We start from the raw sequence: 6,521 nt of genomic DNA, 5'->3' as shown, positions 1-6,521 counted from the left end.
CTCCCATGGCGCCCTTCCGGCGGCGCTCCCGCGTTCCCCGGCCTTCCCCGTATGCTCCCGTCCGTGAACGGGGCAGGCCATCAAGAGGTGTACGAGGAGGAGGTCCTGCTCGCGCTGGACGAGGGGCTGCTGTCCTCCGACGAGGCGGCCGCCCTGCGCGAGGAGGCCCTCCGCCTGCACCGCGGGCCCCTGGAGCTCTTGAAGGAACGGGGCCGGCTGACGGAGAACACCCTGGACCTCTTGCGGCAGGACCTGGTCAAAGGTCGCACGGACCGGGGGAGCGCCCCCATCCAGGAGGCCGCCACGCTGTCGACGGCGGCCCCGTCCTCGCTGGCCGTGGAAGGCGTGCCCGCCTTTCCGGTGCCCGGCTGGGACCGCTACGAGCCCGTGCGCTTCCTGGGGCAGGGCGGCATGGGACAGGTGTTCCTGGCCTATGACCCGCTGCTGCGCCGCAACGTGGCCCTCAAGTTCGTGCGCGACGGGGACCCGGAGCTGGCCCGCCGCTTCCTGTCCGAGGCCCGCGCCCAGGCCCGCGTGCGCCATGAGCGCGTGTGCGAGGTCTACGAGGTCGGCGAGGTGCGCGGACACGCCTTCATCGCCATGCGCTACGTGGAGGGGCCGTCGCTGGGGCAGCTCTCCCACTCGCTCACGCTGGAGCAGCGCGTCTGGGTGTTGTGCCAGGCCGCGGAGGGCGTGCACGCCGCGCACCGTGTGGGGCTGGTCCACCGCGACCTGAAGCCCGGCAACATCCTGGTGGAGCGCTCGGAGGACGGAGGCTTCCTCCCGTTCGTGATGGACTTCGGGCTCGCGCGCGACTGGCGCGAGGACAGCACCACCCCGAACGCGGTGCTGGGCACGCCGCACTACATGCCGCCCGAGCAGGCCCGGGGCGAGGGCCACCGCCTGGACCGCCGCGCGGACGTCTACGCGCTGGGCGCGACGCTGTATGCGCTGCTCACCGGGCAGCCCCCCTTCACCGGCGGCACGGAGAAGGAGGTGCTCGCGAAGCTCCAGTCGGAGCGGCCTCCGCGCCCGCGCCTGCTGGAGCCGGACATCCCGGAGGACCTGGAGGCGGTGGTCCTCAAGTGCCTGGAGAAGGAGCGGCCCCTCCGCTACGACTCCGTGCGCGCGTTCACCGACGACCTGGAGCGCTTCCTGGCGGGCGAGCCGGTGCGGGCCCGCCATGGCGCGCGCTACTGGCTGGGCAAGAAGGTCCGCAAGCACCGCGCGGCGCTGGCGCTGGGCGGCACGGTGGTGGCGGTGGTGGCTGGCGCGCTCACGCAGGCGCAGCTCGCGCGCGGCGAGGTGGCCGAGCGCGAGCGGCTGGCCCGCGCCTTCACCGAACGCGTGGAGCGCATCGAGTCCTCGGCGCGCTACTCCGCCCTGTCGCGCCTGCACGACACGCGCAAGGACCGCGAGGCGCTGCGCGCGAGCATGGCCGCGCTGGAGGCGGACATCGCCCGCGCGGGAGAGCAGGCGGTGGGCCCCGGGGAGTACGCGCTGGGCCGCGCCCTGTTCGCGCTGGACGACCTGGACGGCGCGCGCGCGAAGCTGGAGGCCGCGTGGGCGCACGGCTACCGCGAGCCCCGCGTGGCGTGGGCATTGGCGCAGGTGCTGGGGCATCTCTACCGCGAGCAGCTGCTGCTGGACGTGGAGCGCCGCGCCCCCGCGCAGCGCGAGGCCCGCCTCAAGGAGTTGAACGGGCGCTACCGCGACCCGGCGCTCGCGTACCTGCGCCAGGCGGAAGGGCCGGACGTCCCCGCGCCGCCGTCGTTCGTGAAGGCGCTGTTCGCCTTCTACGAGGACCGGCCGGAGGACGCGCTGGCGCTCCTGGACGCGCCGGGCACGCAGTCGCCGTGGTTCTACGAGGCGCCGCTGTTGCGCGGGGACATCCTGCTCGCGCGCTCCATGCGCCGCTGGAACGGCGGGGACCGCGCGGGTTCGCAGGCGGACCTGGCGCTGAGCCGTGAGGCCTACGCCGCCGCGGTCGCCACGGCGGAGAGCCAGCCCGTGGTGCACTCGGTGCTGGGGCGGCTGGAGCTGGCCGCGCTGGTGATGGAGCTGTACGGCGAGGGCAACGTGCTGCCGCACTACGAGCGGGGCCTGGAGGCGCTGTCGCATGCGCTCGCCGCCGCGCCGGACCACGCCCGCTCGCTGGTGCTGGAGGCGCGCTTCCACCGCCGGCTCGCGGAGCAGCGCACGAACCAGGGCGGTGAGGGCGTGGAGGCGCTGCTGGAGAAGTCGCTGGCCGCGCTGCGCACCGCGGAGGCCGTGGCCACGCCGAGCGACCGCATCCCGTTGGAGCGGGCCCTCACGCACCGGCAGTGGGCGCGCTACCAGCAGCTGCACGGGGCGGATCCGCGCGGGCAGCTGAAGCTCGCGATTGCCTCCTTCGAGCAGCTGCGCGACGAGGACCGCGACTACGCGTTCCACGCCAACCTGGGTCTTGCGTGGCAGGGGCAGGCGGACGCGGAGGCCGCGCGCGGGGGAGATCCGGTCCCGCTCCTGGACAAGGCCATCGCCGCGTACCAGACGGCGCTTCAGTTGAGCGAGCAGCAGCCGTACTCGTGGATCAACCTGGGCGTCGCGTACCGCAAGCGGGCGGACCTTCCGAACGCGCCGGATGCGGCGGGCGACCTGCGCCGTGCGAACAGCGCGCTGACGCGGGCCCTGTCGCTGAATCCGGACAACTTCGGCGCGTGCTTCAACGGCGCGGAGGTGGCGGAGCAGCTCGCGCGCGCCCGTTACCTGAAGGGCGAGGACGTCAGCGTGGACCTGGAGCGGGCCCTGACGCTGTACCGGCAGGGGCTGGCGCTCAACGCGAAGCAGCCCGCGCTCCACAACGCGATGGGTTCCGCGGTGTTCTGGCAGGCGGAGCTGCGCGCGGAGGAGGGCGGGGACACGAAGGCCCTGCTCGACGAGGCGAAGGCGTCCTTCGAGAAGGCCCGGGCCCTGGCGCCCACGCAGGGCTTCGCCTTCAACAACCTGGGCGAGTGGGAGGTCTTCCGCGCCGAGCTCCAGCTCCAGAAGGGCGAGGACCCCAGCGCCGCGCTCCGGGCAGCGCTGGACGACTACACGGAGGCGCTGAAGCGGCTGCCGGACGACGCGGACCTCCTGGCGAACCAGGGCAAGGCCTGGGTGCGCCAGGCGGCGTGGACGCTGTCGCAAGCGCACGACCCTGCGGCGGACCTCGCGAAGGCGGAGACGGCGCTGAACCGGGCGCATGCGCTCAACCCGAAGCTGGGCAATGCCTGGCGCTACCTGGCGGAGGCCGCGGGCCTCCGGGCACGCTGGCTGGCGCAGGGGCACGGCGCTTCAGCTGGCGACTTCACGCGCGAGGTGCAGGCAGTGGAGGCCCAAGCGCGTGGCCATGGCATGGGGAGCGACTCCACGCGCGAGGTGCAGGCAGTGGAGGCCCAAGCGCGTGGCCATGGCGCGGCGGATGGCGAGTTCACGCGCGCGGCGCAGGCGTTCGAGGAGGCAATGAAGCTCGACCCGAGGCTGGAGTACCGGCTCGCGGCGGCGGACCTCCACGGTGCCTGGGCGCGGTGGCGCCTCCAGGAAGGGCAGGACGCGGCGGCGGGCTTGAAGCGCGGTCTGGAACTGGCGGACGCGGTGGTGGCGGCCCGTCCCCGGTGGGTCCGGGCTCGCGCGGCGAGGGACGGACTGCTGTCGCTTCGCGCCGGCTCCCGCGCTCCGGCATCGGGGGACATGGCGGACGCCCCCGCGCCCTGAGCGAGGCCCGGGCGGCTCGTTACCGGCGGACCTCCACCGGAGGATCGCGGATCACTTCGATACCGCCGTTCTTGCGGCCTGACGGAGGACCGTCGGCCTGCATGGCGCCGGGCTCTCCGTTGGCGGGGATGCTCACCTCGAAGAGATAGACCCCCTTCTTCGCGGTGTCGGAGACGGTCAGCGCGTGGGTCATCACGTTGTCGGCCCCCAGGAAGAAGGGCCCCGGCTCGGTGAAGCAGGTCCCGTTGGGAAACGTGATGGAGGCATTGGGGGCGACGGATGCGGTGCCCAGCGTGAAGACCACCGTGTCGCCGTGCTTCACTTCCGTCCTGAGGTTGTACCTGACGCGCATCGTGGCGACGTTCACGGTGATGTTGGCCATAGGCCGCACTGCATTGCAGACCGTGGACCAACGCGCGGCCGTGAACACCGCTCGGATGTTTCACGACCGCGGCAAGGGGACACGTGCCCCGGACGCGTCAATGGTGTGTCGCTGTCCGGGGCTGACGTGTCTGGCGCTGACGGACTACCGCCTGGCGGGATCCTCCGGCGGGTCGCTCGTCACATCGATGCCGCCGTTCTTCCGGTCCCGTTCCTGGGGGCCGCGGGGGTCGGTGCCCCGGTCGCGCGTCCCGTCGTCGATGGTCGCGGTGAAGTCGTAGATGCCCTTTGCCGCCGTCATCGAGACGGTCTTCGGGGAGGCCGTCAGTCCGCCGCCCCCGAGGGAGAACGGACTGGTCGTCGTGAGGCAGGTTCCGTCGGGGAACGTGATGGTGGCGGTGTAGGAGGCAGGGTAGCTGCCCATCGAGAAGACCACCGTGTCGCCGTGCTTCACTTCCGGGCCGGGGCTGTAGCTGATGGGATCCGTGGAAAGGTCAACTGTGATGGTGGCCATAGGTCCGCACAGCATTGCAGCCCGTGGGCCAGGGCGCATGTCCTGAACGCGCCCCTCGGATGTTTCACGGCCGCGACAGGAGCCGCGAGCCCCGGACGCGTCAATGGCACGTCACGCCCGGGAGCTGACGCGTCCGGAGCCTACCGGCGGGCCTCCTTCGGCGGATCGCTGGTCACGTCGATGCCGCCGTTCTTGCGGTCCCACTCGTGGCCCTTGCGGGCCTGCGACTCCAGGCCGCTGTTGAAGTCCACCTCGAAGGGATAGTCCCCCTTCGCCGCCGTCGGGGACACGACCAGGGGCGTGGTCGACAGGGTGGGACCGCCCAGCGTGTACGGGCCGGACGTCGTGAGGCAGGTGCCGTTGGGGAACGAGATGGTGGCGGTGGCGTGGAGGGCATTGCCCAACGTGAAGACCACCGTGTCGCCTTGCTTCACGTCCTGGCTGGGGTTGTAGCTGACAGGGGTCGTGGAGACGTCGATGATGATGGGGTTGTTGGCCATGGTGCCGGTGGGCATTGCAGTGGCCGTACCAGCGCGCCGGCTTCAGCTGCCTTCCAGCCCCAGCTCGCGCACGCGGCGCTGGAGCGCGCGGCGGGACACCTCCAGCTTCTGCACCATGCGGTCCAGGTCGCCCTCGCACTCATGGAAGCAGCGGGTGATCTCCTCCGGGCTCAGGTCCCGAGCCGTCCGCAGGAGCGAGCTCTTGTCGATGAGCACGTACACCGACGAGCGCGGGATGCCCAGCCAGTCCGCCGTGGCCTTCAGGTCCCACGCGCAGGCGCGCAGGGCCTCCAGCACCTCCTGCTCGCTCACGTCCGACGGCTTGCGCCGCGCGGGCGCACGCGTCTCCGAGGGCGGGGGCGTGTCCTCCGAGGCAGGGGAGGGCGCCTGGGCCGTGAGGGGCTGACCCGGGATGGGAAGCGCGCCTTCGTCCAGCGACTGCTCCAGCCGCGCATCCACGCGCAGCCCGGGCAGTCCCCGGCTTCCGATGACGAGCTGCCGCGCGACGTTGCGCAGCTGGCGCACGTTGCCCGGCCACGCGGAGCGAACCAGCCGCGCGGCGAGCGACGCCGGCAGCCACGGCTCCGCGCGCGCGTCCGAGGAGCTCAGCCGCCCCGCCTCGCCCGTGGACTCCAGCTCCTGGCGAGCGAAGTGGAGGAACAGCGGCGCGATGTCCTCGCGGCGCTCCCGCAGCGGCGGCACGGTGATTTCAAAGCCCGCCAGCCGGTGCAGCAGCGGGGCCTTGAAGTGGCCGTCGCGGATGCGCGCCTCCAGGTCCGCGTCCGTGGCGGTGACGAGCCGCACGTCCACGCGCACGGGGGCCTGCCCACCCACGGGATAGACCTCGCTCGTCTCCAGCACGCGCAGGAGCGCCGCCTGGACCTCCGGGGGCGCCTCCGCCACCTCGTCCAGGAAGAGGGTGCCGCCGTGCGCGGCGCGGAAGAAGCCCTCCCGGTCGCGCGTGGCGCCGGTGAACGAGCCCCGCAGCGCGCCGAACAGCTCCGAGGCGATGAGGTCCTTCGACAGGGCGCCCAGGTTGACGCTGACGAAGGGGCCCGCGCGGCGCGGGCTCCGCGCATGGAGCGCTCTCGCCACCAGCTCCTTGCCCGTGCCCGTCTCGCCCCGCACCAGCACGGGGACCTGGAGGTCGGCCACGCGCAGCACGTCCTCGCGCACGCGGACGATGCCCTCGCTGTCGCCCACCATGCCCAGCGCCGCCAGCTCCGCCGGGGCCCCACCACCGCGCACGGTCGCCTGATGCAGCAGCAGCGCCACGCGCCCGGCGAGCACCAGCGGCACGCCCGCCACCAGTGCCTCCGCGGGGAACTCGCGCCCGCCGCGCACCGGCTCGCTGCCCACCCACACCGGCGTCCCACCCTCCGGCACCTGGA

General features: G+C 73.0%; 5 protein-coding genes. 1 reads left to right on the top strand and 4 read right to left on the bottom strand.

Annotated elements, in window-relative coordinates:
- The first annotated feature begins 63 nt into the window (after positions 1–63).
- Positions 64–3,735, top strand: coding sequence for a serine/threonine-protein kinase (locus tag D7W79_RS45950; RefSeq protein WP_276375536.1), 3,672 nt, complete (start codon positions 64–66; stop codon positions 3,733–3,735).
- Positions 3,736–3,754: 19 nt separating this feature from the next.
- Here the strand turns inward: D7W79_RS45950 and D7W79_RS36935 are convergent, their stop codons facing one another.
- The 4 genes from D7W79_RS36935 to D7W79_RS36920 form a co-directional block, all read right to left on the bottom strand.
- Complete coding sequence (locus D7W79_RS36935; protein ID WP_120529972.1) at positions 3,755–4,117, bottom strand: hypothetical protein; 363 nt, start codon at positions 4,115–4,117, stop codon at positions 3,755–3,757.
- A gap of 144 nt (positions 4,118–4,261) precedes the next feature.
- Positions 4,262–4,630: a hypothetical protein gene (locus D7W79_RS36930; protein WP_244222177.1), complete on the bottom strand. Its 369-nt coding sequence runs from the start codon at positions 4,628–4,630 to the stop codon at positions 4,262–4,264.
- A gap of 140 nt (positions 4,631–4,770) precedes the next feature.
- Positions 4,771–5,145, bottom strand: coding sequence for a hypothetical protein (locus tag D7W79_RS36925; RefSeq protein ID WP_167497787.1), 375 nt, complete (start codon positions 5,143–5,145; stop codon positions 4,771–4,773).
- A gap of 27 nt (positions 5,146–5,172) precedes the next feature.
- On the bottom strand, positions 5,173–6,521 hold a 1,349-nt coding region (locus D7W79_RS36920; RefSeq protein ID WP_147442241.1), incomplete at its 5' end, for a sigma 54-interacting transcriptional regulator.

This window comes from Corallococcus exercitus (assembly GCF_003611585.1).
In the GTDB taxonomy this organism is placed as follows: domain Bacteria; phylum Myxococcota; class Myxococcia; order Myxococcales; family Myxococcaceae; genus Corallococcus; species Corallococcus exercitus.
This window is presented reverse-complemented; position numbering and strand designations above follow the sequence as displayed.

Bases quoted from the DNA above. Each gene is read 5' to 3' on its own strand.
- D7W79_RS36925 (WP_167497787.1), bottom strand. From the start codon at position 5,145: ATGCCCACCGGCACCATGGCCAACAACCCCATCATCATCGACGTCTCC.
- D7W79_RS36935 (WP_120529972.1), bottom strand. From the start codon at position 4,117: ATGGCCAACATCACCGTGAACGTCGCCACGATGCGCGTCAGGTACAAC.
- D7W79_RS36930 (WP_244222177.1), bottom strand. From the start codon at position 4,630: ATGGCCACCATCACAGTTGACCTTTCCACGGATCCCATCAGCTACAGC.